This is a genomic window from Thiobacillus denitrificans DSM 12475 (assembly GCF_000376425.1).
GTDB lineage: Bacteria > Pseudomonadota > Gammaproteobacteria > Burkholderiales > Thiobacillaceae > Thiobacillus > Thiobacillus denitrificans.
Map to the genome: position 1 here is coordinate 15854 of NZ_AQWL01000013.1, position 24149 is coordinate 40002.

Below are 24149 nucleotides of genomic sequence, written 5' to 3' on the forward strand. Positions count from 1 at the left end.
ACTCTGTCGAGTTGTGCATACAGCAGTGGGCAGATCTGGCTTTTGCCGCCGTGCCTCGGGACTGTTCTCACAGCCCCATCGTCTTCGACCTCTCTTTTGTGCCGCCGGTTGGTTTCCGCAACCGGCAGTGACAAGTCTTGTGGTTGGCGCCGATGTGATCGACGCGACCCGTTGGGCGGTCAGGAATTCATCCATTCCAAACGCCGCTTGTTTCCGGTTCGTATTTTCTGACCTGTCTGGTTCCGAACCGGGCGCAGGTTTGTTTTGCGCGTTTGAGCGCACCGAAAAAGGTATTGCCATGAGCTTTTCCGAACTGGGGCTTGATCCCCTCATCCTCAAATCCGTGCTGGCCGCGGGCTACGAAAACGCCACCCCCGTCCAGACGCTGGCGATTCCCGCTGCGCTGACCGGCCGCGACCTGCTGGTGTCGTCGCATACCGGCAGCGGCAAGACGGCGGCGTTTCTGCTGCCGTCGATCCAGCGCCTGCAGGCCGAGCCGACGATCAAAAGCATGGGCCCGCGCGTGCTGGTGCTGACCCCCACGCGCGAACTCGCGCTGCAGGTCGAGAAATCCGCCATGACCTATGGCAAGGAGCTGCGCCGCTTCCGTACCGCCTGCCTGGTCGGCGGCGCGCCCTACGGCCTGCAACTGAAGCGCCTGTCGCAGCCGGTCGACGTGGTGGTGGCGACCCCCGGTCGCCTGATCGACCATCTGGAGCGCGGCAAGATCGACTTCTCGCGCCTGGAAGTGCTAGTGCTGGACGAAGCCGACCGTATGCTGGACATGGGCTTTGTCGACGACATCAAGGCCATTGCCGCGCGTTGCCCGGACGAACGCCAGACGCTGCTGTTCTCGGCCACGCTCGATGGCGTGGTCGGCAACCTGGCGCGCGAACTGACCCGCGACGCGCAGCGCATCGAGATCGAAGCGGTGCCCCAGAAGGAATCCAAGATCGAGCAGCGCCTCTTGTTTGCCGACAACATGGATCACAAGAACCGTCTGCTCGACGCACTGCTGCGCGATGTGGAGATGACACAGGCGATCGTGTTCGCCTCGACCAAGCGCAGCACCGAGGAAATTTCCGACCTGCTGGCCGACAGCGGTTTTGCTTCCGATGCGCTGCATGGCGACATGCAGCAGGGGCAGCGCAACCGCGCGCTGCAGCGTCTGCGCGAAGGCCGCACCAAGGTGCTGGTGGCCACCGACGTCGCCGCGCGCGGCATCGACGTGGCGGGTATCAGCCACGTCATCAATTTCGACCTGCCGCGTCAGGCCGAAGACTATGTCCACCGCATCGGCCGCACCGGCCGCGCCGGCCGCACCGGTATCGCAGTGAGCTTTGCCGGCATGCGCGAAGGCGGACTGGTGAAGAACATCGAGCGCTACACCGGCAACCGCATCGAGGTGCACACGTTGCCGGGGCTGGAGCCGACCCAGAAGCCAGCGTCCGGCCGCCCCGCAGCGGGCCGTCCGCGCAGCAACAATGGTCCGCGCGGCGGCTTCGGCGACAAGCGCAGCTTTGGCGATCGCAGCGAACCCCGCAGTTACGGCGATCGCCCGCCGCGTAGCGACAGCCGCGATAATCGCGACCGTGGCTACCGGGCCGATGCGCGTCCCGCTGGCGACCGGCCGGCCCGCGGCAACCGCTTTGAAAATGCCATGCACGGCCCGTCCGATGTGCCGCGCATGACCGGTGACCGTCCGCCACGCAGCGACGCTTATCGTGGCGCGGCAGTACCTGCGCCCAAGGCCGAAGTCAATGGCAACAGCGTTGAATACTGGGCAAAACGCGAACGCGAGGCGAAGGCCAAATCCGCCGGCGCCGGCCGCAGCTACGGTGATCGCGGCAACAGCGCGCGCCCCGGCCAGCCACGCAGCTTCGGCAATGACAACCGTGGCGGCGGCAATCGCAGCGGTGTGCGTGGACGTTTCAAGGACTGATCGCCAGTCCGATAACCGGTAATAGCCAGCAAGGGGGTTTCACGTGAAACCCCCTTTTTTATGTCCGTGGTCGGCCGAGGGTGGGGCCAGCAGGAGGGGTTCCGCCTTGTCTAAAACGAGCAGTGCGACCAGCGCGGGTTCAAGAATAAGTCGACGGGCTTGCGATAATGCTGGGTGGCGCGTTTAAATGCAGGGGTTGCCTGCCGCCTGTAGCGCATCGCACGGATCATTCGCCGGATTATGCAAAACGCCGAAATGAAATCTCCCGAAACAAAGCGGCAAACCGTTCAACCGGCCCCGGCGTGGCGCTGGCTGGGCGAGCGCGGGTTGCGGGTGGCGACGGGGGAGGCAACGCTGGCATGCTACACCATGCTGAGCGCCCAGAGTTTTGCTGAGCTAGAAGACGTGATTCCCTCGGACGACAGCTTGTTGCTGGTATTGCGGCGCGGCGCGACGGTTTCGTCGCGTCTGCGTGCGGCGCTGGCGGCACCCCTGTCGGGCACGCCGGCTGCAAGCGGAAAGCTGCATGAGATCGTGGTGGAGTATGGGGGGTCCGTCGGGCCGGATTTGTCGCGACTGGCGGGGCAGGCGGGGATGGATGTGGCCAGCTATATCCATACCCATGCGGCAGTGGAGTACACCGTCGCTTTCCTGGGTTTCCAACCGGGGTTTCCCTATTTGCGCGGGCTGCCCCCCGCCCTCCACGCACCGCGCCGGGCGTCGCCGCGGCTCCGGGTGGCGGCGGGCAGCGTGGCCATCGGCGGCGTGTACGCCGGCATTTATCCGGCCGGCGGCCCCGGCGGCTGGCAGATCATCGGCCGCACCATCGCCGTATTGTTCGACCCGCAGCGTCCTGCGCCCGCCTTGCTGATGCCGGGCGACCGCGTGCGTTTCGTGCCCAAATGATCGAAGTGCTACGCGCCGGTCGCTGCGACCTGGTGATGGATCTGGGCCGGCCCGGCTGGGGAGCGTTCGGCGTGCCCGCAGGCGGTGCGGCCGATCCGTCGGCGCTGGTGGCGGCCAACCGGATGGTAGGCAACGACGACGCTGCCGCCGGGCTGGAAATCCTATTGGCAGGGCCATCGTTGCGGTTTCCGCTGGGAGGCGTCGTGGCACTCGCCGGGGCGCGCTTCAGGGCGACGCGCAGCAAGGGGAAGGCGCCTGCGTGGAACGAAACCCTGCTGCTGGCGGCAGGCGAGATCCTGAACCTGGAGCAGGCAGAGACCGGTTGCCGCTGCTGGCTGGCGATGCGCGGCGGGCTGGCAGTGCCGCGCGTGCTGGGCAGCCGCAGCACGCTGTTGCCGGCCGGGTTTGGTGGGTACCAGGGGCGCGCGCTGCGACCGGGCGATACGCTGGCATGCGCTACTCCGGTGGGCGAAATGCATCTGCTGCGCGCCCATCCCCCCGCCCCCCCGCGGGACGCGCCGCTGCGGGTGGTGGCGGGACCGCAAGCCAGCCAGTTTGACGATGTCGGGCTGACGGCTTTTTTTTGTGGCCGCTATCGGGTGGGTGCCGCATCCGACCGACGCGGACTGCGCCTGACTGGGCCGGCGGTGACGCATGTCCGGGCTGAATTGCCGTCGCAGGGCGTGTTGCCCGGAACGGTGCAGGTTCCGCCCGACGGTCAACCGATCATTCTGGGCTGGGATGGCCCGGTGACCGGTGGCTACCCGGCCATTGCCACGGTGATCGCCGCCGACTGGCCTCGGCTGGCGCAATTGCGGCCGGGCGATGCAGTGCGGTTTGCAACCGTCGAAGTGGAGGCGGCGCGTACGTGGACGGCTGCACCATGGGTGATCGAGGCGCTGGCATGATCGAACTGAATGCCGATATTGGCGAAGGCTGCGACGACGTCAGCCTGATGCCCTATCTGGCGCGGGTGTCGATTGCCTGCGGCGGGCATGCCGGCGACGTTGCCAGCATGACGGCCGCGCTGCGCCTGGCGGCGGAATATGGCGTGGCGGTGGGCGCGCACCCGGCTTATCCCGACCCCGCCCGGTTTGGGCGCCGGGCACTGGCCGCGTCAGAGGAGGAAATTACGGCATGGGTGACGCAGCAACTGGAGGCGCTGGCCGAGCAGGCTGCGCGCCTGGGATTGCGGCTGGCGCACGTCAAACCGCACGGTGCGCTGTACAACACGGCGGCGCAGGATGAACGGGTGGCGCAGGCGATCGCTTGCGGGGTGGCAGCACTGGACCCGGCGCTGATGCTGGTGGGCTTGTCCAGCTCGCAACTGATTGCCGCCGGGCGGGCTGCGGGTTTGCCGGTGCTGAACGAGGCATTTGCCGACCGCCGCTACCGGGCCGACGGCCAGCTGGTTTCACGTGAAACCCCGGGTGCCTTGATCGTCTCGCCGGACATGGCGGCGCAGCAGGCGCATGCGCTTGCACATGGCGAACCGGTTTCCGCGTTCAGCGGCGCCACCATCCGGGTACGAGCGGACACGATCTGCTTACACAGCGACACCCCCGGCGCATTAAAAATTGCCCAAGCCGTCCATGCCGCGCTCAATCGCGGATAATTCCGCTCCTACGCTTGTTGATACCTGATCATGCCGCTCCTCACTTTTGACCGACTCGAACTGGCTTACGGTCACTGGCCGCTGCTCGACGGCGCTTCGCTGGTGATCGAGGCGGGCGAGCGTATCGGCCTGATCGGCCGCAACGGTACCGGCAAGTCGAGCCTGCTGAAAATCATCGCCGGCGAGAGCCAGGCGGATGCCGGCGAAGTCTGGCGTGCGCCGGGTCTGAAGCTGGCCTATGTGCCGCAGGAGCCGCAGTTCCAGCCCGGCCACAGCGTGTTCGAGGCCGTGGCGGAAGGCATCGGCGCGGCACAGACGCTGCTGGCCGAATACCACGCCGTGGCGCATGCCATGGCCGAAGGGGACGAGACGGTGTACGCCGATTTCGAACGCCTGTCGCATGAGCTGGAACTGGCCGATGCCTGGCGGCTCAACAGCCGGGTGGAAGAAACCCTGCAGCGCCTCAACCTGGATGCCGAGACGATGGTGGAAATGCTGTCCGGCGGCCTGAAAAAGCGCGTGGCGCTGGCGCGCGCACTGGTGGCCGAGCCCGAACTGCTACTGCTGGACGAGCCGACCAACCATCTGGACTTTTCCGCCATCGAATGGCTGGAAACCCTGCTCAACGACTATCGCGGCGCGCTGCTTTTCATCACCCACGACCGGCGTTTCCTGGACAACGTCGCTAACCGTATTGTCGAGCTCGATCGCGGCCAGTTGCGTGAATACCAAGGCAATTTCAGCGCCTATCAGGTCAAAAAGGCCGAGCAGCTTGAGGTGGAAGCGGTGCACAACCGCAAATTCGACAAGTTCTGGAAGCAGGAGGAAGCCTGGATCCGCAAGGGGGTCGAAGCGCGCCGCACCCGCAACGAAGGCCGGGTAAGACGGCTGGAGGCGCTGCGCCGTACCCGCGAGGCCCGCATCGCCCACGCCGGCCAGGTGGGATTCCAGCTCGACAGCGGCGATCGTTCTGGCAAGATGGTGGCCGAACTCGACCATGTCAGCTACGGTTACGACAGCCGCGCCCTCATCCGCGACTTTTCCGCCACCATCCTGCGCGGCGACAAGCTCGGCCTGCTCGGCCCCAATGGCGCCGGCAAGACCACGCTGATTCGCCTCGTCCTCGGCGAACTGAAGCCGCAATCCGGCTGGATCAAGCAGGGCACCAAGCTCGAGGTGGCCTACTTCGACCAGTTCCGCAACCAGTTGAACGACGAGGCGACGCTGATCGATACGATTGCGCCCGGCTCCGACTACGTGGAAATCGGCGGGCAGAAGAAGCACGTTATCAGCTACCTGGAAGATTTCCTGTTCCCCGCCGAACGGGCGCGCGCCAAGGTGTCGGCGCTGTCCGGCGGCGAGCGCAACCGGCTGCTGCTGGCGCGGCTGTTCGCGCGCCCGGCCAACCTCCTGGTGCTGGACGAGCCAACCAACGATCTCGACATCGATACCCTGGAGTTGCTGGAGCAGTTGCTGCAGGACTACAGCGGCACGGTGATCATCGTCTCGCACGACCGCGCCTTCCTGGACAACGTCGTCACCCAGTCCATCGTGTTCGAGGGCGAGGGCCGGCTGACCGAAATCGTCGGCGGCTATGCCGACTGGCAGGCGTGGAAACAACAGCAGCGCGTGTCCGAGCCCGTGCGGGCAGCAAGCCCCAAGGCCGCGGCTCAGCCTGCGCCGGCGAAGCCCACACCCAAGAGCAGGCTTAGCTACAAGGAGGCGCGCGAGCTCGATGCCTTGCCGGCGCAGATCGCCGAACTGGAAACCGAACAGGCGCAGATTGCCGAGCGGCTGGCTGACCCCGCTCTTTATCAGGCCCATCCTCAGGACGCCGCTTCCCTGCATACCCGCAGCGAGGCGATCGATGCCGAGTTGCTCGACGCGCTGGCGCGCTGGGAGGCGCTGGAGGCCAAGGCGGCTGCTAGCTGAGCGGCGGGGGGCGGCACCCGCGGGTTCGGGGTTTACGTGGCCCTGTTTCGCGTGGCCATGATGTTTCACGTGAAACGAGGCGACGTGAAACGGAACCCGGCAACGGGTAGAATGGCGCCCATGAAATTCCCCGAGTCCTTCGATGTCATCGTCGTCGGCGGCGGCCACGCCGGCACCGAGGCCGCGCTGGCGGCCGCGCGCATGGGCGTGAAGACCCTGCTGCTGACGCACAACATCGAGACGCTCGGCGCAATGTCGTGCAACCCGTCGATCGGCGGCATCGGCAAGGGGCATCTGGTCAAGGAGGTCGACGCGCTCGGCGGTGCAATGGCGCTCGCCACCGACGCGGCGGGGATCCAGTTCCGCACGCTCAACTCGTCCAAGGGGCCGGCGGTGCGTGCCACCCGCGCGCAGGCCGACCGCGTGCTGTACAAGGCGGCAATCCGCCAGCGCCTGGAAAACCAGCCCAATCTCACGCTGTTCCAGCAGGCGGTCGACGACCTGCTGCTGGAAGGCGACCGTGTCGCCGGCGTGAAAACCCAGCTCGGCATCGTGTTCGGCGGCCGCGCGGTGGTGCTGACTGCCGGCACCTTCCTCGCCGGCCTGGTGCACGTCGGGCTGGAAAACTTCCAGGCCGGACGCATGGGCGATCCACCCGCGGTATCGCTCGCCGCGCGGCTGCGCGAACTGAGCCTGCCGGTAGGGCGGCTGAAGACCGGCACGCCACCCCGCATCGACGGCCGCAGCATCGATTTCAGCCAGACGCAGGAGCAGCCCGGCGACGATCCGGCGCCGGCGTTCTCCTTCATGGGCGACGTGGCGATGCATCCCGCGCAGCGGCCGTGCTGGATCACTCACACCACGGCGGAAACGCACGCCATCATCCGCGGCGGGCTGGACCGCTCGCCGATGTATACCGGCGTCATCGAGGGGGTGGGGCCGCGCTACTGCCCGTCGATCGAGGACAAGATCACCCGCTTCGCCGACAAGGCCAGCCACCAGATCTTTCTCGAACCCGAGGGTCTGGCCACCCATGAGATCTACCCTAACGGCATCTCGACCTCATTGCCGTTCGACGTGCAGCTGGCTATCGTGCGCTCGATCCCGGGGCTGGAAAACGCGCATATCCTGCGCCCCGGCTACGCCATCGAATACGACTACTACGACCCGCGCAATCTCAAGGCCTCACTCGAGACCAAGTCGATCGCCGGCCTGTTTTTCGCCGGCCAGATCAACGGCACCACGGGCTATGAAGAAGCGGCGGCGCAAGGGCTGCTCGCCGGTATCAATGCCGCCTTGCAGACACAGGAGCGGGCCGCCTGGAGCCCGGGCCGCCACGAGGCCTATCTTGGCGTGCTGGTCGACGACCTTATTACCCGCGGCGTCTCCGAGCCCTACCGCATGTTCACCAGCCGCGCCGAATACCGGCTGCAGCTGCGCGAGGACAACGCCGATATGCGGCTGACCGCAATCGGCCGCGAGCTGAGCGTGGTCGACGACGCGCGCTGGGACGCCTTCAACCGCAAGCGCGATGCGGTGGCGCGCGAAACCGGGCGGCTGAAATCGACCTGGGTCAATCCGACCATCCTGCCGGCCGCGGCGGCCACCCGCCTGATCGGCCAGCCGATCGAACACGAATACAGCTTGTTTGAACTGCTGCGCCGCCCGAATTTGAACTACGCGCAGATACTGGCTTTGCCCGGTGGCGGGCCAGGGGAGGAGGACGCACGCGTCGCCGAGCAGGTCGAAATCGCCGCCAAATACCAGGGCTATATCGATCGCCAGAACGAGGAAGTCGACAAGCAGCGCGAACAGGAAAGCCTGCGCCTGCCCGCGGATCTCGACTATGGCCTGCTCACCGGGTTGTCGATGGAAGTGCGCCAACGCCTGCAGAAGGCTCGCCCCGAAACGCTCGGCCAGGCGTCCCGCTTGCAGGGCATCACGCCGGCGGCGATCTCGGTATTGCTGGTATATGCCAAACGCGGCTTCAAGCCCGACGAGCAGAAGAAAAGCGCATGACGCCTCAGGCACAACTCGCGGCGGGGATCGCCGCCCTTGGGTTGGCCTTGCCCGCCGGGGCTGAGGCAAGGCTGCTGGCGTATCTCGCGCTGCTGGACAAATGGAATCGCGTGTACAACCTCACCGCAGTACGCGACGCCGGGCGTATGGTCAGCCATCATCTGCTTGATTCGCTGGCGGCGGTACCTTTTTTCACGCGCGAACAGGTGCTCGACGTCGGTAGCGGTGGCGGCTTGCCGGGCATCCCGCTGGCGATCGTGCGGCCGGAATTGCGGGTGACGCTGATCGACAGCATTGCCAAGAAAACGGCTTTCCTGCTGCAGGCCAAGGCCGAATTGGGACTGGCCAATGTGCAGGTGATCACCGGCCGGGTGGAGGATTTTCGGCCCGAGGCCGGCTTTGACGTCATCACGTCGCGCGCGTTTTCCGACCTCAAGGCGTTCGTCACGCTGACCCGCCATCTGCTCAATCCGGGCGGCTGCTGGTTGGCGATGAAAGGCCTGTATCCGCACGAGGAGGTCGCCGGACTGCCATCTGGCGTGAGAGTGAGCGCTGACCACGCACTGGCCGTTCCGGGTCTGGATGTGACCCGTCACCTGATTGTTCTGGAGCCTGTTGAATGAGTCGAATTCTGGCAATTGCCAACCAGAAAGGCGGCGTCGGCAAGACGACGACGGCGGTGAATCTGGCCGCGAGCCTGGCCGAACTCGGGCAGCGCGTGCTGCTGGCCGACCTCGATCCGCAGGGCAACGCGACCATGGGCGCCGGCATCGAAAAGCGCACCGCGCTGCCGACCGTGTACCAGATCCTGCTCAATCAGGTGAGCGTGCGCGAGGCGCGCATGCGTTCGGAACCGGGGCATTTCGACGTCATCCCGGCCAACCGCGAACTGGCGGGCGCGGAGATCGATCTGGTGAATCTGGAGCAGCGCGACCTGCGCCTGAAGGTAGCGCTGGCGCAGGTCGCCGACGACTACGACTTCATCCTGATGGACTGCCCGCCGACCCTGAACCTGCTGACCGTCAATGCGTTCGCGGCGGCGGAGGCAGTGCTGATCCCGATGCAGTGCGAGTACTACGCGCTGGAAGGGCTGACCGACCTGGTCGCCACCATCAAGAAAGTGAAACAGCGGCTGAATCCGGATATCCGCATCGAGGGCCTGCTGCGCGTGATGTTCGACCCGCGCAGCACACTGGCGCAACAGGTGTCGGAGCAGATCAAGCAGCACTTCGGCGACAAGGTGTACGACACCGTGATTCCGCGCAACGTGCGGCTGGCCGAGGCGCCCAGCCACGGCTTGCCGGTGCTGGCCTACGACCGCCAGTGCAAGGGCGCGAAGGCGTATATGGAACTTGCCGAGGAGACGCTCAGGCGCGCCGGCATCACCGCAGGGGAGACAGCATAATGGCCAAACTCAAGGGACTCGGGCGCGGACTCGACGCGCTGCTGGGCGGCGAAGACAGCGCCGCGCCGCCGCAGGGCGACTTGCGCATGATGAACGTGGCGCACCTGGCGCCCGGCAAATACCAGCCGCGCACGCAGATGGACAGCGAATCGCTGCAGGAACTGGCCGATTCCATCCGCGCGCAGGGGCTGATGCAGCCGATCCTCGCCCGCGAGGTCGCGGGTGGCTACGAAATCATCGCCGGCGAGCGGCGCTGGCGCGCGGCGCAGCTGGCCGGATTAAGCGAAATCCCGGTGCTGCTGCGCGATGTCACCGACGATGCGGTGGCGGCGATGGCGCTGATCGAAAACATCCAGCGCGAGGACCTCAACGCCATCGACGAGGCGCACGGCCTGCAGCGCCTGATCCACGAATTCGGCATGACGCACGATGCCGTTGCGCAGGCGGTCGGCAAGTCGCGCGCGGCGGTGTCCAACCTGTTGCGCCTATTGCATCTGTCGCACCCGGTGCAGGACATGCTCGTCGCCGGACTGATCGAAATGGGCCATGCGCGTGCATTGCTGCCCCTGCAGGCAGGCGCGCAACGCGAACTGGCGCATGAAATCGAAACCCGTGGCCTGTCGGTGCGGGAAGTCGAACGCCGGGTGGCGCGGCTGAAGGACGCCACTGCCGCGCCGGCCAAACGGGCCGTGTCGCGCGACATCCTGCGACTGGAAGAGGCGCTGTCCGATGCGCTTGGCATGACCGCCCACGTGCAGACCGGCAGCAAGGGCCGCGGCAAGCTGACGCTGCATTTCGCCAGTGCGGACGAGCTTCAGGGCTTGTTGCAACGTCTGGGCATCCGGCTGTAAACCCGTGATAGCGGTGGACGAGCCATTCTCACCTTTACAACATCACTACATAGTGAAATTCATCATCAAGCTGCTTGATGATTGCATAGACCGCACTAATTCTAGTACCATAACTGGCTAATGTTCACCGGCACCCGCCGTATCGGCATATCGGGCACCCTGCGGGTAGCCCTGGTGCAAGCCGGACTCGCACCCGTAGCGGGGCTGCTCGGCAGCATAGTGGCGGGGGGCGATGCAGGGCTGGCCGTGCTGTATGGCGTGCTGGTGGCGCTGGCAGTCAACCTGGTCCTGGTGTGGCGCGAGCGGCAGTCGATGCGGCACCCCGAGTGGGACTCGCATCGGTTGTTCAAGCTGTTCCTGCGTACCGGGATCGAGCGATTGATGCTGCTGGTCGGGCTGCTGGCGTGCGGACTCGGGGTGTTGAAGCTGGCGCCTCTGCCATTGTTGCTCGGTCTGGTGCTGGCGCAGTTTGCCTGGCTGGCCGTGGCGGCGGGCCGCAAAAGAAATAACTAGTCTGTCCATCCGACGGGTTTGTCAAGGTTGGTTTTGAATGGGCGCATGCTGCGTCCCCATCCAAAACCCACTTTTTGAATTTGATCACTATGGCTTCGGAATACCATTCCTCTGGCGAATACATCAAGCACCACCTCCAGAACCTGACCTATGGACAACATGCCGACGGCACCTGGGGTATTGCCCACGGCGCCGAAGAGGCCAAGGCCATGGGCTTCTGGGCGATCAACGTCGACAGCATGCTGTTCTCGATCGGCCTCGGCCTGATCTTCCTGTTCCTCTTCCGCAAGGTGGCCAGGAAGGCCAGCACCGGGGTCCCCTCCGGCCTGCAGAACTTCGTCGAATGGGTCATCGAGTTCATCGACAACTCGGTGCGCGGCTCCTTCTCCCATCAGAATGCACTGGTTGCGCCGCTGGCGCTGACCGTGTTCATGTGGGTGTTCCTGATGAACCTGATGGATCTGCTCCCGGTCGATTGGCTGCCTTTCGTTGCAACGATGGCCGGCGTTCCCTACATGAAGATCGTGCCGTCGACCGACCCCAACGTGACTTTTGGCTTGTCGCTGGCGGTCTTCTTTCTGGTGCTGTACTACAGCTTCAAGATGAAAGGCGCAGGCGGCTTCTTCTCCGAACTGGCATTCCAGCCTTTCCCCAAGTTCCTGTTCCCAATCAACCTGCTGCTTGAGGGCGTGGGCCTGATTGCCAAGCCTCTTTCGCTCTCGCTGCGTCTGTTCGGCAACATGTATGCCGGTGAAATGATCTTCATCCTGATCGCGCTGATGTTCGGCGGCGGCTGGATTCTGGCTGTGTTCGGCGGTGCCCTGCAGTGGGCATGGGCGGTGTTCCACATCCTCATCATCACGCTGCAGGCATTCATCTTCATGACGCTGACCATTGTGTATCTGGACATGGCGCACGCCGAGCATCACTGATTTCCGTAGTACCGATTATCTGGTTTCCTGTTTTCAACTTTAATTTTTATTTTTAGGAGCAACAAATGGAAATGACTCAAGCCGTGCTGTTTATCGCTGGTGCCCTGATGATGGGTCTGGGCGCACTCGGTGCAGCCGTCGGTATCGGCATCCTCGGTGGCCGCTTCCTCGAAGGCGCCGCCCGTCAGCCCGAGCTGATCCCGATGCTGCGTACCCAGTTCTTCATCGTGATGGGTCTGGTCGACGCCGTGCCGATGATCGCCGTCGGTCTGGCCATGTACGTTCTGTTTGCCGTTGCCGGTTAATTCGCGGGTTGCTGCGAAACCAGTCGCCAACCCCCGTCTTTAACTCCCGTCATTAAAAGGTGCGGATATGAATTTCAACGCAACTTTGATCGGCCAGTCCATCACGTTCATCTTCTTCGTGTGGTTCTGCATGAAGTTCGTGTGGCCGCCGATCATGAACGCGCTCGAAACGCGCAAGAAGCAGATCGCCGACGGCCTGGCCGCGGCCGATCGCGGCAGGCACGAGCTGGAACTGGCCGCCAAGAAGGCCGGCGACAACATGCGCGACGCCAAGGCGCAGGCCGCCGAAGTGATCGCCCTGGCTGAAAAGCGTGCGGCGCAGATCATCGAAGAGGCGAAAACGGCCGCCAAGGAAGAGGGCGATCGCCAGCTCGCTGCTGCTCAGGCCAATATCGAGCAGGAAGCCAACCGCGCACGCGAAAGCCTGCGCGAACAGGTCGCCGCGCTGGCCGTGGCCGGCGCGGAGAAAATCCTGCGCCGCGAAGTCAACGCGCAAACGCACGCTGACCTCCTGGGCCAGCTGAAAGCCGAGCTGTAAACCATGAGCGAACTGTCTACCCTGGCACGCCCTTACGCCGAAGCGGTGTTCCGCCTGGCGCAGGGCGAAAACGACCTGACGGGCTGGTCGACACGCGTGCAGTCGCTGGCGCTCATCGTGGCGGACGCCCAGGTGGCGCGCCTGATTGCCGATCCCGCGGTGGCGTCCGAACGCGTGGCTGACCTGATCATCGAGGTGGCCGGAGCCGACCTCGGCGAGCACGGCGCCAATTTCATCAAGGTGCTGTCCGAAAACGACCGCCTGCCGCTGCTGCCCGAGATCAGCGGGCAGTTCGAAACCCTGAAGGCGAGTGCCGAAGGCACCCTCGAAGCCACTATCACCAGCGCCCAGGAACTGACCCAGGCGCAGATCGACGATCTGGTTGCCGGGCTCAAGGCCAAATTCAACCGCGCGGTGAACGTCCAGGTGGCGGTCAATGCCGAACTGATCGGCGGCGCGGTGATCGCGATTGGCGACCAGGTGATAGACGGCTCGGTGAAAGGGCGATTGCAGCGCATGTCTTTCGCGCTGCAAGGCTAATCCGCGCGGCAAGGCGAGTTAACAAGTACCTCACATTTATCGGAACCCGACGGTTCGGAGAACAGAAATGCAATTGAATCCAAGCGAAATCAGCGAACTGATTAAAGCCAAGATCGAAAACCTTGGTGCATCGAGCGAACTGCGCACCCAGGGCACGATCGTGTCCGTCACCGACGGCATCGTCCGCATTCATGGGCTGTCCGACGTGATGTCGGGTGAAATGATCGAAATGCCGGGCAACACCTTCGGCGTGGCGCTCAACCTCGAACGCGACTCGGTCGGCGCGGTGATCTTGGGCGACTACGAACACATCACCGAAGGTGACGTCGCCAAGTGTACCGGCCGCATTCTCGAAGTGCCGGTCGGCCGCGGGCTGCTCGGCCGCGTAGTGAACTCGCTGGGCCAGCCGATCGACGGCAAGGGCCCCATCGCCGCCGACACCACCATGCCGATCGAGCGCATCGCGCCCGGCGTGATCGAGCGTAAATCGGTCGACCAGCCGGTGCAGACCGGCTTGAAGTCGATCGACGCCATGGTGCCGGTCGGCCGCGGTCAGCGCGAACTGATCATCGGCGACCGCCAGACCGGCAAGACCGCGGTCGCGATCGACGCCATCATCAACCAGAAGGGCACCGGCGTGAAGTGTATCTACGTCGCCGTCGGCCAGAAGGCTTCGTCAGTGGCCAACGTGGTGCGCAAGCTGGAAGAGCACGGCGCCATGGACCACACCATCGTCGTCGCCGCCACGGCTGCCGACGCTGCCGCCATGCAGTACATCGCGCCGTACTCCGGCTGCACCATGGGCGAGTTCTTCCGCGACATCGGCGAAGACGCGCTGATCGTGTACGACGATCTGACCAAGCAGGCCTGGGCCTACCGCCAGGTTTCCCTGCTGCTGCGCCGGCCGCCGGGTCGCGAAGCCTATCCGGGCGACGTGTTCTACCTGCACTCGCGCCTGCTGGAGCGCGCCGCGCGCGTCAACGCCGAGTACGTGGAAAAGATCACCAATGGCGCCGTCAAGGGCCAGACCGGTTCGCTGACCGCATTGCCTATCATCGAAACGCAGGCCGGCGACGTCTCCGCCTTCGTGCCGACCAACGTGATCTCGATCACCGACGGCCAGATCTTTCTGGAAACCGACCTCTTCAACGCCGGTATCCGTCCCGCGATCAACGCCGGCCTGTCGGTGTCCCGCGTCGGCGGTGCCGCGCAGACCAAGGTGATCAAGAAGCTCGGCGGCGGTATCCGTCTGGCGCTGGCGCAGTACCGCGAACTCGCGGCCTTCGCCCAGTTCGCCTCCGATCTGGACGAAGCAACCCGCAAGCAGCTCGAGCGTGGCCGTCGCGTCACCGAGCTGATGAAGCAGGCGCAATACTCGCCGATGTCGGTGTCGCAGATGGCGCTGTCCCTGTTCGCGGTCAACAAGGGCTACATGGACGACGTCGAGGTCAACAAGATTCTGCCGTTCGAATCCGCGCTGCTGGCGTTCATGAAGTCGAAGCATGCCGGCATCATGGATACCATCGAAGCCAGCGGCAACCTGGATGAGGCCAGCGAGACGGCACTCACCGCCGCGGTGGAAGAGTTCAAGAAAACCGGCGTCTATTGATAGACCGCGCTGATTTGCAGCCGCTGGTTTAAGGAGGCTGGTTTAAGGAGCAAGTATGGCAGCCGGAAAAGAGATACGGACCAAGATCAAGAGCGTGGAAAACACGCGCAAGATCACCAAGGCCATGGAAATGGTGGCGGCGTCTAAAATGCGCAAGGCGCAGGAACGGATGAAGGCCGCGCGCCCGTACGCCGAAAAAATTGCCCGCGTAGCCACCCATCTGGCCTACGCCCACACGGAATACAAGCACCCGTTCGTGATCGCGCGCGACAACGTCAAGCGCGTTGGCATCGTCCTCATCAGCTCCGACAAGGGCTTGTGCGGCGGTCTCAACACCAATGCCTTCCGCGTGGTGGTGAACCAGATGAAACAGTGGGAAGCTGCCGGCGTCGGCATCGACGTCACCGCGATCGGCAACAAGGGGCTGGGTTTCATGCAGCGTCTCGGCGTCAATGTGGTATCGCAGCTCACCGGCCTGGGCGACACCCCGCACATGGACAAGCTGATCGGCCCGGTCAATGTCATGCTGAATGCCTACATGGAAGGCAGGATCGATGCCCTCTACATCGTCTACAACCGCTTCATCAATACGATGAAGCAGGAACCGACGCTGACCCAGCTGCTTCCGCTGGCGCAGATGGAAGACGCTGAAGAGGCCAGCCTGAAAACGCACTGGGACTATATCTACGAGCCCGATGCCAAACCGGTGGTCGACGGCATGCTGATGCGCTACATCGAATCGCTGGTATATCAGGGCGTGGCCGAGAACATCGCGTGCGAACAGTCGGCGCGGATGGTGGCGATGAAGGCCGCCTCCGACAATGCCAAGGACGTGATCGGCGAGCTGAAGCTGATCTACAACAAAACTCGCCAGGCCGCGATCACCAAGGAACTGTCCGAGATCGTCGCTGGTGCTGCCGCGGTTTAAGGTCAACAGAATTCAATTGATTAGGCCAAGATTTAATTTGATTAGGAAGGCAACATGAGCAACGGAAAAATTGTTCAGATCATCGGCGCCGTGGTGGACGTGGAGTTTTCACGTGACGCCATGCCCAGGGTCTTCGAAGCACTGAAAATGCAGTCCCCGGAGCTGACGCTGGAAGTCCAGCAGCAGTTGGGTGACGGCGTGGTGCGCGCCATTGCAATGGGCTCCACCGACGGCTTGCGCCGCGGCATGGAAGTGCTCTCCACAGGCAACCCGATCCTGGTGCCGGTCGGGCAGGCGACCCTGGGCCGCATCATGAACGTGCTCGGCACGCCCATCGATGAAATGGGCCCGGTGAATACCGACACCCACATGCCGATCCACCGCAAGCCGCCGGCGTACGCCGACCAGGCCGCCACGGTGGAAATTCTCGAAACCGGGATCAAGGTGATCGACCTCATCATGCCGATCGCCAAGGGTGGCAAGGTCGGCCTGTTCGGCGGCGCCGGCGTGGGCAAGACCGTGACCCTGATGGAGCTGATCCGCAATATTGCCGTGGCCCACTCGGGCTTCTCGGTGTTCGCCGGCGTCGGCGAACGCACCCGCGAAGGTAACGACTTCTATCACGAGATGAAGGAAGGCGGCGTGCTGGACAAGGTCGCCCTGGTCTACGGCCAGATGAACGAGCCGCCCGGCAACCGCCTGCGCGTGGCGCTGACCGGCCTGACCATGGCCGAATACTTCCGCGACGAAGGCCGCGACGTGTTGCTGTTCGTCGACAACATCTACCGCTACACCCTGGCCGGCACCGAAGTGTCCGCGCTCTTGGGCCGGATGCCGTCCGCGGTGGGCTACCAGCCGACGCTGGCCGACGAGATGGGCCGCCTGCAGGAGCGTATCACCTCCACCCGCACCGGCTCGATCACCTCGTTCCAGGCCGTTTACGTGCCGGCGGATGACTTGACCGACCCGTCGCCTGCCACCACCTTCGCCCACCTCGATGCGACGCTGGTGCTCTCCCGCCAGATCGCCGAGCTGGGTATCTATCCTGCGGTGGATCCGCTCGATTCGACTTCGCGTATTCTGGATCCGCAGGTCGTCGGCGAAGAGCATTACAACGTCGCCCGCGCGGTTCAGGGCACGCTGCAGAAGTACAAGGAACTGCGCGACATCATCGCGATTCTGGGCATGGACGAACTGTCGCCCGAAGACAAGCTGGCGGTGGCCCGCGCGCGCAAGATCCAGCGCTTCCTGTCGCAGCCTTTCTTCGTCGCCGAAGTGTTCACCGGCGCGCCGGGCAAGTACGTCACGCTGAAAGAAACCATCGCCGGCTTCAAGGCGATCGTCGACGGCGAATACGACCATCTTCCCGAGCAGGCCTTCTACATGGTCGGCCCGATCGAGGAAGCGGTCGAAAAGGCGAAGACGATTCAGTAATGATGAGGGGATAGGAGCCAGGAATCAGGGGAGGCGGTGCGCTGCGCGCCTTTTCCTAGCCTTTAAACCCTGGTTCCTAGACCCTGCATACGAGGTTAAAAAATGGCCATGACACTACACGTCGATATCGTCAGCGCAGAAAAATCACTCTACTCCGGCACCGCCGAAGTGGTGATTGCCCCCGGCACGCGCGGCGAACTCGGCATCTACCCGCGCCACACCCCGTTGTTGACCACGCTGAAGCCCGGTTCGGTACGCATCAAGGTGCCCAACCAGGCCGAAGAAGAACTGGTCTACGTATCCGGCGGCATCCTCGAGGTACAGCCCAATGTCGTTACGATCCTGTCCGACTCTGCAGTTCGCGGCGCCGACCTTGACGAGGCCAAGATTCTCGAAGCTAAACGCGCCGCCGAAGAAGCGATGAAAAACAAGGCGGCCACGATCGATTATGCGCAAGCCCAGGCTGAACTCGCCCAAGCCGTGGCGCAACTGGCTGCAATCAAGAAATTGCGCAAGTTGACCTGATCGACCATCCACTGACAGCCTGAAAAAAGCAACCCGCAGGTTGCTTTTTTTTATGGTGCAAATTATGGTGAAGACATCGAAGCTTGTTTGGTCCGCAAGAAACACAAAGCCCAGAGGGATGAAAAAGCGGATGGAAATACAATGCATGCCTGGTCATACCGTGATCAGCCCAGCAATCATGATTGACCGGAATGAAAGCCGAACATGGTTATTTAATGGGCCAGGCCGCGTGCGGATTAAGCACAAACTGTAAAAACTTGATAAAAAAGCGGGGAGAACCAATTTTCGAGCCATGAATGGGTTTACATTTCGGGCATCGTTGACGAAATTCCGTTTCGCTGGCCCTTAGATATCAATTTATGGACATGGACGGAGGTATGCACTGCATAACTTCCTCAAGACACATCAGAGTTTGTTGAAATTCATCACAGGAGCTTAAACATGCGAGTAACCCCCTTTCTTTTCAGTGTTCTTGGTGCAACTTTGATTTCTGCCGGAGTTGTCAGCGCACAAGCGGCCGAAGGCACTTTTTACGACCCGACCAATGCGGCCAGTCCGACTGGAAAAACCATTGGCTACGAGCTTTTCAGAACTATCGGCTGCCCTGGCAAGGGGCTTCTCGATACGCCTTGCAAGGATATTGACAGCGACGGCGACGGCGTGTTCGATAGCAAGGACAAATGCCCCGGCACGCCGGCTGGCCGCAAGGTCAATGCCGACGGTTGCGAACTGGACAGCGACGGCGACGGCATTGTGGATGGCGAGGACAAATGCCCCACGGTGTACGCCAAAACGGCTGACGGCTGCCCGCCACCTGTCGCCGCAGTCGCGCCGGTAGCGGAACCCGCTCCCGCGCCGGTAGCGGAACCTGCACCTGCACCTGCGCCGGTCGCCGCGCCTGCCCCGAAGGTCCTGAAGCTGGAAGGCGTTAATTTTGATTACGACCAGGCTGTTGTGCGTCAGGAAGACTTCGCTGTCCTCGACCAGGCCGCCGCGACGCTGAAGGAATGGGGTGAAGTGAAGGTGGAAGTTGCGGGTCATACCGATAGCCGGGGCACTGACGACTACAATATGCGCCTGTCCCAGCGCCGCGCCGACGCCGTTCGCAACTACATGGTCGACAAAGGTGTTGCAGCCGACCGCCTGACGGCCAAGGGTTACGGCGAATCCCAGCCGGTTGCCGATAACGGGACTGAGGACGGTCGCTTTCAGAACCGCCGTGTCGAACTGGTGCCGCAACAATAATTGCGCTTTCGTCCAGCACGGACAATTGAATACGGGGGCTTCGGCCCCCGTTTTTTTTTAGCGTCACGCTGGCGCCATCCCGGCTGGCTTAATTATTCGGGCGGACACGCTCAGGCTTTATACTTGGCGCGGGTTTTGCTGCCCCATTTATTTTGCTGACGCGATACATTCCACACGACACGAATGCATTCCATGCTTGAAATCCTGATTCTCGCAGCGGGCAAGGGCACCCGCATGCGCTCCGATCTGCCCAAGGTGCTGCATAAGCTGGCGGGCAAATCCCTGCTCGGGCATGTGGTGGATACGGCCCATGACCTCGGCGCGGCGCAGACCTGCGTAGTGTATGGCTTCGGTGGCGAGGCGGTACCGCAGGCGATGGCTGACGACAAGCTGACGTTTGTGCTTCAGGCCGAACAGCACGGCACGGGGCATGCAGTGAAGCAGGCGCTGCCGCGACTTTCGGACACCAGCGTGACGCTGGTGCTGTATGGCGACGTTCCGCTGATCCATGCCGCCACCTTGCAACCGCTGGTGGCGGCGGCGCAGGCCGGCCGGCTGGGCCTGCTGACGGTCGACCTGGCGCAGCCCGACGGTTATGGCCGCATCGTGCGCGAGAACGGCAGGGTGGTGCGCATCGTCGAGCACAAGGACGCGACGCCGGCCGAGCGCGCGATTCAGGAAGTCAACACCGGCATCCTTGCGGTGGCGACGCGTCGCCTCAAACAATGGATAAACGAACTGAAGAATGAAAATGCGCAGGGTGAGTACTATCTCACCGACATCATCGCGCTGGCGGTGCGCGACGGGGTGGCAGTCGACACCCACCAGCCGGCATTCGAGTGGGAAGTGCTGGGGGTGAACAGCAAGGCGCAGCTGGCCGGGCTCGAACGCATCCACCAGGACGAGATCGCACAGGCGCTGCTCGAGGAGGGCGTGACGCTGATGGACCCGGCACGGCTCGACGTGCGCGGCACCCTGAAGTGCGGGCGCGACGTGGTGATCGATGTCAATTGTGTGTTTGAAGGACGCGTGGAACTGGGCGATGACGTGCAAGTGGGCGCTAACTGCGTGTTGCGCAACACCCGTGTCGCCAACGGGACGCGGATCGACGCCTTTACCCTGGTCGACGATGCCGTCATCGGCGAAGCCAACCGGCTGGGACCGTTTTCACGCATCCGTCCCGGTACCCGGCTTGCGCGCGACGTGCACGTCGGCAACTTTGTCGAGATCAAGAACAGCCAGATCGACGACGGTTCCAAGATCAACCACCTGTCCTACGTCGGTGACACCACCATGGGGAAAAAGGTCAACATCGGCGCCGGCACCATCACCTGCAATTACGACGGCGCGAACAAGCATCGCACGGTAATCGGGGATGAAGTGTTCGTGGGCTCGGACACGCAGCTGGTGGCACCCGTTACGGTCGGCAAGGGGGCGACGCTGGGCGCCGGCACTACGCTGACCAAGGACGCGCCTGCCGGCGAACTCACCTTGTCGCGGGCGAAGCAGTTCACCATCGGCGGCTGGAAACGCCCGGCCAAACAGAAAAAGGAAGGCTAATCATGTGCGGTATAGTCGGCGCGGTGGCGCAGCGCAACGTCGTTCCTATCCTGCTCGAAGGCCTGCGGCGGCTGGAATACCGCGGCTACGACTCGGCGGGCCTGGTCACCGTCAACGGCGGCCTCAAGCGGGTGCGCAGCGTGGGCCGCGTAGCCGCGCTGGCGGACGACTGCGCGGCGCAGCAGATACACGGCCATCTTGGCATCGCGCATACGCGCTGGGCGACGCACGGCGCGCCGTCGGAAGCCAATGCGCATCCGCATGTCAGCGGTAGCCTGGCGGTAGTGCATAACGGCATTATCGAGAACCATGAAGCCCTGCGTACCCGGCTCAAGTCCGCCGGGTTTGCCTTTTCCTCGGAAACCGACACCGAGGTCATCGCGCATCTGGTCAATCTGTATTACCACCAGTCGAAAGACCTGCTCGCGGCCGTGCGTGCCGCGGTAGCCGAGCTTGAGGGCGCCTATGCCATCGGCGTCGTGAGCGAAGACGCGCCCCATCGGCTGATCTGCGCGCGCAGGGGCAGCCCGCTGCTGATCGGGCTGGGTATCGAGGAAAATTTCATTGCTTCCGACGTCTCGGCGCTGCTGCCGGTGACTCAGCGGGTGATGTATCTGGATGAAGGCGATGTCGCCGACATCGGGCTGCTGGCGGTGACGGTGTACGACGCCGCGGGCAACCGGACCGACCGCAGCGTGCACATCTCCGAGTTGTCGGCCGACATGGCCGAACTTGGCAACTACCGTCATTTCATGCAGAAGGAAATCCACGAGCAGCCGCGCGCGCTGACCGATACCCTGCTGACCGCGGTGGCACAGGATCATATCCAGCCCGAATGGTTCGGCTTCGACGCCGCCGAGGTGCTGGCCAGGGTAAACGCGGTGACTTTCCTCGCCTGTGGCACCAGCTTCCATGCGGCGAAAGTGGCCACGTACTGGCTGGAAGAGATCGCGGGGATTCCGGCGCATGCGGAAATCGCCAGCGAATACCGTTATCGCACGTCGGTGCCCAATCCCGATGCGCTCGTCGTCACCATCTCGCAGTCGGGCGAAACCGCCGACACGCTGGCGGCGCTGAACCACGCCAGGGAACTGGGCCAGGACAAGACGCTGACCATCTGCAACGTGCCCGAATCGGCGCTTACCCGCGCATCGCGGCTGAAATTCCTCACCCGTGCCGGCCCGGAGATCGGCGTTGCCTCGACCAAGGCCTTCACCACCCAACTCGCCGCTCTGTTCCTGCTGACCCTGGTGCTGGCCAAGCTGCGCGGCCGCCTCACCGCGCAGCAGGAAGCCGCACACCTGGCGGCGCTGCGCAGCCTGCCGAATAAGGTGCAGCAGGTGCTGGCGCTGGAGCCGCAGGTCGAAGCCTGGTCGCAGCGCTTCGCCAACAAGCAGCACGCGCTGTTCCTCGGCCGCGGCGTGCATTATCCGATCGCCCTTGAAGGCGCGCTGAAGCTGAAGGAGATTTCCTACATCCACGCCGAAGCCTACCCGGCGGGTGAGTTGAAACACGGCCCGCTGGCGCTGGTGGACGAGGACATGCCGGTGATCGCCATCGCCCCCAACGACCAGCTGATCGAAAAGCTGAAGTCGAATCTGCAGGAAGTGCGCGCGCGCGGCGGTGAACTGTATGTGTTCGCCGACGGCGACGTGCACATTGAGGAGTCGGCCTTCGTGCACGTCATCAAACTGCCCGGTGGCCGCAACGGCGCCCTGTCGCCAATTCTGCATACCGTGACGCTGCAGATGCTGTCGTATCACGCCGCCCTGCAAAAAGGCACTGACGTGGACAAGCCGCGCAACCTGGCGAAATCGGTAACCGTGGAGTGAGGCCGGAGATCCGCGGCGCATCCGTGCTGCGGAATCGAATGGTGCGGCTCAGTGCCGCTTGTGGTCTTCCTTCAGCGCCAGAGTGGCGACCTGGACCCGGTTGCGCAAGCCGAGTTTTTCCATGATGTTGCGCAGGTGATTGCGCACGGTGTTTTCGGACAGGGTCATCTTGTAGGCGATGGCTTTGTTCGACAGTCCTTCCTTCACGTGGTCGACGATTTCCATTTCGCGCGCGGTCAGCGCGGACAGCGCGCTGTTATTGAGTTCGCCGCGCGCCATCTTCTGCATGATGTTGAGCGGGAAGCTGCTCTGGCCGTCGCATACGCTGCGAAGCGCTGCCAACACCTGGTCGGGTTCGCTGGATTTGATGACGTAGCCATCGACGCCGGACGAGATGGCTTCGGAGATTTCCTCGTCGGAATCGGCAATGGTGAGCATGATGACCTTGATGCCGAGGTCGCGCAGGTCGGAGACGAGATCCAGACCGTCCGCATCGGGCAGCGACCGGTCGAGCAGCGCGGCATCGGCCCGGTTGCCTGCCGCCAGCCAAGCGCGCAGTTCAGCGGCGTTGGCCAGCTGCGCGGTCAGGGTCAGGTCCGGTTCCTGCTGGATATAGCCCGCCACGCCCATACGCAGGAGCGGGTGGTCGTCGATGAGGATGATGTTCAAAGGGGCTGGCATCGGTGTTCCGCGGAGGGTGTGTGGCTGCCGTCAGGCAGGCGCTTCGCCATTATGTCGGCAAGCCGCGCGGCTTGCGCGGGGCTTTCTCGAATATTAAATCATAGACCGGGTTCGGTAGCCATTTCATCGCGCGCGCAGCCCACGCCATCTGCCAGGGAATGACAGTGTAGGAACGCCGCCGCGCAATGCAGTGCGCCACCCTGGCCGCCGCCGTCCGTGCGTCCATCTTGAACGGCATGGCATAGGAATTGACGCGCGTCATCGGGGTGTCGATGTAGCCGGGCGCAACGGTGACGACGGCGATGCCGCGCGCTTTCAGTTCCAGCCGCAGCGCTTCGAGGTAGACGGTGGCGGCGGCTTTCGATGCCGAGTAGGCGCCGCCGCCCGGCAGGCCGCGCACCCCGGCCACGCTAGAAATCGCGCACAGCACGCCGCCGTTCGATTGCATGGCGGCGATGAAGGGCTGGAAGGTGTGCACCAGCCCCAGCACGTTGGCGTCCATCACGGCACGGAACACCGGCGCGTCAGCAGCTTCCTCGGTGAGGGTGCCGATGCTGATGCCCGCTGCGGCAATCACGATGTCGGGTACGCCGATATCGTTCAAGAAAGTCCCGGCCGCGTTCTGCATGGTGGCGGCATCGCAGACGTCGGCCTGATACAGCCGCGCGTCCAGCCCGGCGGCGGTGTCCTGCAAGCCAGCCAGGCGGCGCCCGGCCAGTCCCAGCTGCGCGCCTGACGCACCGTAGTGCCGGGCCAGCGCTGCGCCCAGGCCGGAACTGGCGCCGGTGATGAAAACCCGCAACGGGGAGCTCACGCTGGCGAAGGGTTTAGCTCAAA

The 24149-nt window shown here is 63.7% G+C and carries 23 protein-coding genes; 21 read left to right on the top strand and 2 right to left on the bottom strand.

Going from position 1 to position 24149, the window contains the following annotated elements; translation table 11 throughout:
• Positions 1-298 precede the first annotated feature (298 nt).
• The 21 genes from B059_RS0115785 to glmS all read left to right on the top strand — a co-directional run bounded on the left by B059_RS0115785 (position 299) and on the right by glmS (position 22631).
• Positions 299-1942 carry a DEAD/DEAH box helicase gene (locus tag B059_RS0115785; protein ID WP_018079219.1) on the top strand — a complete coding sequence of 548 codons (1644 nt, stop codon included), beginning with the start codon at positions 299-301 and terminating at the stop codon, positions 1940-1942.
• 255 nt (positions 1943-2197) lie between these two features.
• Positions 2198-2848 carry a 5-oxoprolinase subunit PxpB gene (gene pxpB / locus B059_RS19430; protein ID WP_157273762.1) on the top strand — a complete coding sequence of 217 codons (651 nt, stop codon included), beginning with the start codon at positions 2198-2200 and terminating at the stop codon, positions 2846-2848.
• Positions 2845-3756: a 5-oxoprolinase subunit C family protein gene (locus tag B059_RS0115795; protein WP_018079221.1), complete on the top strand. Its 912-nt coding sequence runs from the start codon at positions 2845-2847 to the stop codon at positions 3754-3756. Before pxpB ends, B059_RS0115795 begins: the two co-directional genes overlap by 4 nt.
• Positions 3753-4463 carry a 5-oxoprolinase subunit PxpA gene (gene pxpA / locus B059_RS0115800; protein WP_018079222.1) on the top strand — a complete coding sequence of 237 codons (711 nt, stop codon included), beginning with the start codon at positions 3753-3755 and terminating at the stop codon, positions 4461-4463. The genes B059_RS0115795 and pxpA overlap by 4 nt, the downstream gene beginning before the upstream one ends.
• 30 nt (positions 4464-4493) lie before the next feature.
• A complete protein-coding gene (locus tag B059_RS0115805; RefSeq protein WP_018079223.1) occupies positions 4494-6395 on the top strand; it encodes an ATP-binding cassette domain-containing protein in 1902 nt (633 codons plus the stop codon).
• Between the two features lie 120 nt (positions 6396-6515).
• Positions 6516-8414, top strand: a complete 1899-nt coding sequence (gene mnmG / locus B059_RS0115810; protein ID WP_018079224.1) for a tRNA uridine-5-carboxymethylaminomethyl(34) synthesis enzyme MnmG — start codon at positions 6516-6518, stop codon at positions 8412-8414.
• Positions 8411-9037: a 16S rRNA (guanine(527)-N(7))-methyltransferase RsmG gene (gene rsmG / locus B059_RS0115815; RefSeq protein WP_026177590.1), complete on the top strand. Its 627-nt coding sequence runs from the start codon at positions 8411-8413 to the stop codon at positions 9035-9037. Before mnmG ends, rsmG begins: the two co-directional genes overlap by 4 nt.
• Positions 9034-9819, top strand: a complete 786-nt coding sequence (locus B059_RS0115820; protein ID WP_018079226.1) for a ParA family protein — start codon at positions 9034-9036, stop codon at positions 9817-9819. The genes rsmG and B059_RS0115820 overlap by 4 nt, the downstream gene beginning before the upstream one ends.
• Positions 9819-10670 carry a ParB/RepB/Spo0J family partition protein gene (locus B059_RS0115825; protein WP_018079227.1) on the top strand — a complete coding sequence of 284 codons (852 nt, stop codon included), beginning with the start codon at positions 9819-9821 and terminating at the stop codon, positions 10668-10670. The genes B059_RS0115820 and B059_RS0115825 overlap by 1 nt, the downstream gene beginning before the upstream one ends.
• Before the next feature lie 120 nt (positions 10671-10790).
• Positions 10791-11183 (top strand): ATP synthase subunit I, encoded by a 393-nt coding sequence (locus B059_RS0115830; RefSeq protein WP_018079228.1) that lies wholly within the window; start codon positions 10791-10793, stop codon positions 11181-11183.
• 89 nt (positions 11184-11272) lie between these two features.
• The gene (gene atpB / locus B059_RS0115835) at positions 11273-12115 is read left to right on the top strand and encodes a F0F1 ATP synthase subunit A (protein WP_018079229.1); all 843 of its coding nucleotides are present in this window, start codon (positions 11273-11275) and stop codon (positions 12113-12115) included.
• 65 nt (positions 12116-12180) lie between these two features.
• Complete coding sequence (atpE, locus tag B059_RS0115840; RefSeq protein ID WP_018079230.1) at positions 12181-12420, top strand: F0F1 ATP synthase subunit C; 240 nt, start codon at positions 12181-12183, stop codon at positions 12418-12420.
• A 67-nt stretch (positions 12421-12487) separates the two neighbouring features.
• The gene (locus B059_RS0115845) at positions 12488-12958 is read left to right on the top strand and encodes a F0F1 ATP synthase subunit B (RefSeq protein WP_018079231.1); all 471 of its coding nucleotides are present in this window, start codon (positions 12488-12490) and stop codon (positions 12956-12958) included.
• Positions 12959-12961: 3 nt separating this feature from the next.
• Positions 12962-13498 carry a F0F1 ATP synthase subunit delta gene (locus B059_RS0115850; protein ID WP_018079232.1) on the top strand — a complete coding sequence of 179 codons (537 nt, stop codon included), beginning with the start codon at positions 12962-12964 and terminating at the stop codon, positions 13496-13498.
• A gap of 67 nt (positions 13499-13565) precedes the next feature.
• A complete protein-coding gene (gene atpA / locus B059_RS0115855) occupies positions 13566-15107 on the top strand; it encodes a F0F1 ATP synthase subunit alpha (RefSeq protein ID WP_018079233.1) in 1542 nt (513 codons plus the stop codon).
• Between the two features lie 55 nt (positions 15108-15162).
• Positions 15163-16035, top strand: coding sequence for a F0F1 ATP synthase subunit gamma (gene atpG, locus B059_RS0115860; RefSeq protein ID WP_018079234.1), 873 nt, complete (start codon positions 15163-15165; stop codon positions 16033-16035).
• 54 nt (positions 16036-16089) lie between these two features.
• A complete protein-coding gene (atpD, locus tag B059_RS0115865; RefSeq protein ID WP_018079235.1) occupies positions 16090-17469 on the top strand; it encodes a F0F1 ATP synthase subunit beta in 1380 nt (459 codons plus the stop codon).
• Between the two features lie 102 nt (positions 17470-17571).
• On the top strand, positions 17572-17994 hold the full coding sequence (locus B059_RS0115870) for a F0F1 ATP synthase subunit epsilon (protein WP_018079236.1): 423 nt from the start codon (positions 17572-17574) through the stop codon (positions 17992-17994).
• A 441-nt stretch (positions 17995-18435) separates the two neighbouring features.
• Positions 18436-19239 (top strand): OmpA family protein, encoded by an 804-nt coding sequence (locus B059_RS0115875; RefSeq protein WP_026177592.1) that lies wholly within the window; start codon positions 18436-18438, stop codon positions 19237-19239.
• Positions 19240-19422: 183 nt separating this feature from the next.
• On the top strand, positions 19423-20799 hold the full coding sequence (gene glmU / locus B059_RS0115880; protein WP_018079238.1) for a bifunctional UDP-N-acetylglucosamine diphosphorylase/glucosamine-1-phosphate N-acetyltransferase GlmU: 1377 nt from the start codon (positions 19423-19425) through the stop codon (positions 20797-20799).
• Between the two features lie 2 nt (positions 20800-20801).
• Complete coding sequence (gene glmS / locus B059_RS0115885; protein WP_018079239.1) at positions 20802-22631, top strand: glutamine--fructose-6-phosphate transaminase (isomerizing); 1830 nt, start codon at positions 20802-20804, stop codon at positions 22629-22631.
• 48 nt (positions 22632-22679) lie between these two features.
• On the opposite strand, the gene B059_RS0115890 is transcribed toward glmS, so the two are convergent.
• Positions 22680-23312 carry a LuxR C-terminal-related transcriptional regulator gene (locus B059_RS0115890; RefSeq protein WP_026177593.1) on the bottom strand — a complete coding sequence of 211 codons (633 nt, stop codon included), beginning with the start codon at positions 23310-23312 and terminating at the stop codon, positions 22680-22682.
• Positions 23313-23361: 49 nt separating this feature from the next.
• Positions 23362-24114 carry an SDR family oxidoreductase gene (locus B059_RS0115895; protein WP_018079241.1) on the bottom strand — a complete coding sequence of 251 codons (753 nt, stop codon included), beginning with the start codon at positions 24112-24114 and terminating at the stop codon, positions 23362-23364.
• Positions 24115-24149 lie beyond the last annotated feature (35 nt).

Excerpts from the sequence above, each read along its gene's own strand:
- atpG (WP_018079234.1), top strand. The coding sequence starts at position 15,163 with ATGGCAGCCGGAAAAGAGATACGGACCAAGATCAAGAGCGTGGAAAAC.
- atpE (WP_018079230.1), top strand. The coding sequence starts at position 12,181 with ATGGAAATGACTCAAGCCGTGCTGTTTATCGCTGGTGCCCTGATGATG.
- B059_RS0115820 (WP_018079226.1), top strand. The coding sequence starts at position 9,034 with ATGAGTCGAATTCTGGCAATTGCCAACCAGAAAGGCGGCGTCGGCAAG.
- rsmG (WP_026177590.1), top strand. The coding sequence starts at position 8,411 with ATGACGCCTCAGGCACAACTCGCGGCGGGGATCGCCGCCCTTGGGTTG.
- B059_RS0115850 (WP_018079232.1), top strand. The coding sequence starts at position 12,962 with ATGAGCGAACTGTCTACCCTGGCACGCCCTTACGCCGAAGCGGTGTTC.
- B059_RS0115785 (WP_018079219.1), top strand. The coding sequence starts at position 299 with ATGAGCTTTTCCGAACTGGGGCTTGATCCCCTCATCCTCAAATCCGTG.
- B059_RS0115830 (WP_018079228.1), top strand. The coding sequence starts at position 10,791 with ATGTTCACCGGCACCCGCCGTATCGGCATATCGGGCACCCTGCGGGTA.
- B059_RS0115875 (WP_026177592.1), top strand. The coding sequence starts at position 18,436 with ATGCGAGTAACCCCCTTTCTTTTCAGTGTTCTTGGTGCAACTTTGATT.
- glmS (WP_018079239.1), top strand. The coding sequence starts at position 20,802 with ATGTGCGGTATAGTCGGCGCGGTGGCGCAGCGCAACGTCGTTCCTATC.
- B059_RS0115825 (WP_018079227.1), top strand. The coding sequence starts at position 9,819 with ATGGCCAAACTCAAGGGACTCGGGCGCGGACTCGACGCGCTGCTGGGC.
- atpA (WP_018079233.1), top strand. The coding sequence starts at position 13,566 with ATGCAATTGAATCCAAGCGAAATCAGCGAACTGATTAAAGCCAAGATC.
- pxpB (WP_157273762.1), top strand. The coding sequence starts at position 2,198 with ATGAAATCTCCCGAAACAAAGCGGCAAACCGTTCAACCGGCCCCGGCG.
- atpD (WP_018079235.1), top strand. The coding sequence starts at position 16,090 with ATGAGCAACGGAAAAATTGTTCAGATCATCGGCGCCGTGGTGGACGTG.
- mnmG (WP_018079224.1), top strand. The coding sequence starts at position 6,516 with ATGAAATTCCCCGAGTCCTTCGATGTCATCGTCGTCGGCGGCGGCCAC.
- B059_RS0115845 (WP_018079231.1), top strand. The coding sequence starts at position 12,488 with ATGAATTTCAACGCAACTTTGATCGGCCAGTCCATCACGTTCATCTTC.
- B059_RS0115890 (WP_026177593.1), bottom strand. The coding sequence starts at position 23,312 with ATGCCAGCCCCTTTGAACATCATCCTCATCGACGACCACCCGCTCCTG.
- glmU (WP_018079238.1), top strand. The coding sequence starts at position 19,423 with ATGCATTCCATGCTTGAAATCCTGATTCTCGCAGCGGGCAAGGGCACC.
- B059_RS0115805 (WP_018079223.1), top strand. The coding sequence starts at position 4,494 with ATGCCGCTCCTCACTTTTGACCGACTCGAACTGGCTTACGGTCACTGG.
- pxpA (WP_018079222.1), top strand. The coding sequence starts at position 3,753 with ATGATCGAACTGAATGCCGATATTGGCGAAGGCTGCGACGACGTCAGC.
- atpB (WP_018079229.1), top strand. The coding sequence starts at position 11,273 with ATGGCTTCGGAATACCATTCCTCTGGCGAATACATCAAGCACCACCTC.
- B059_RS0115870 (WP_018079236.1), top strand. The coding sequence starts at position 17,572 with ATGGCCATGACACTACACGTCGATATCGTCAGCGCAGAAAAATCACTC.
- B059_RS0115795 (WP_018079221.1), top strand. The coding sequence starts at position 2,845 with ATGATCGAAGTGCTACGCGCCGGTCGCTGCGACCTGGTGATGGATCTG.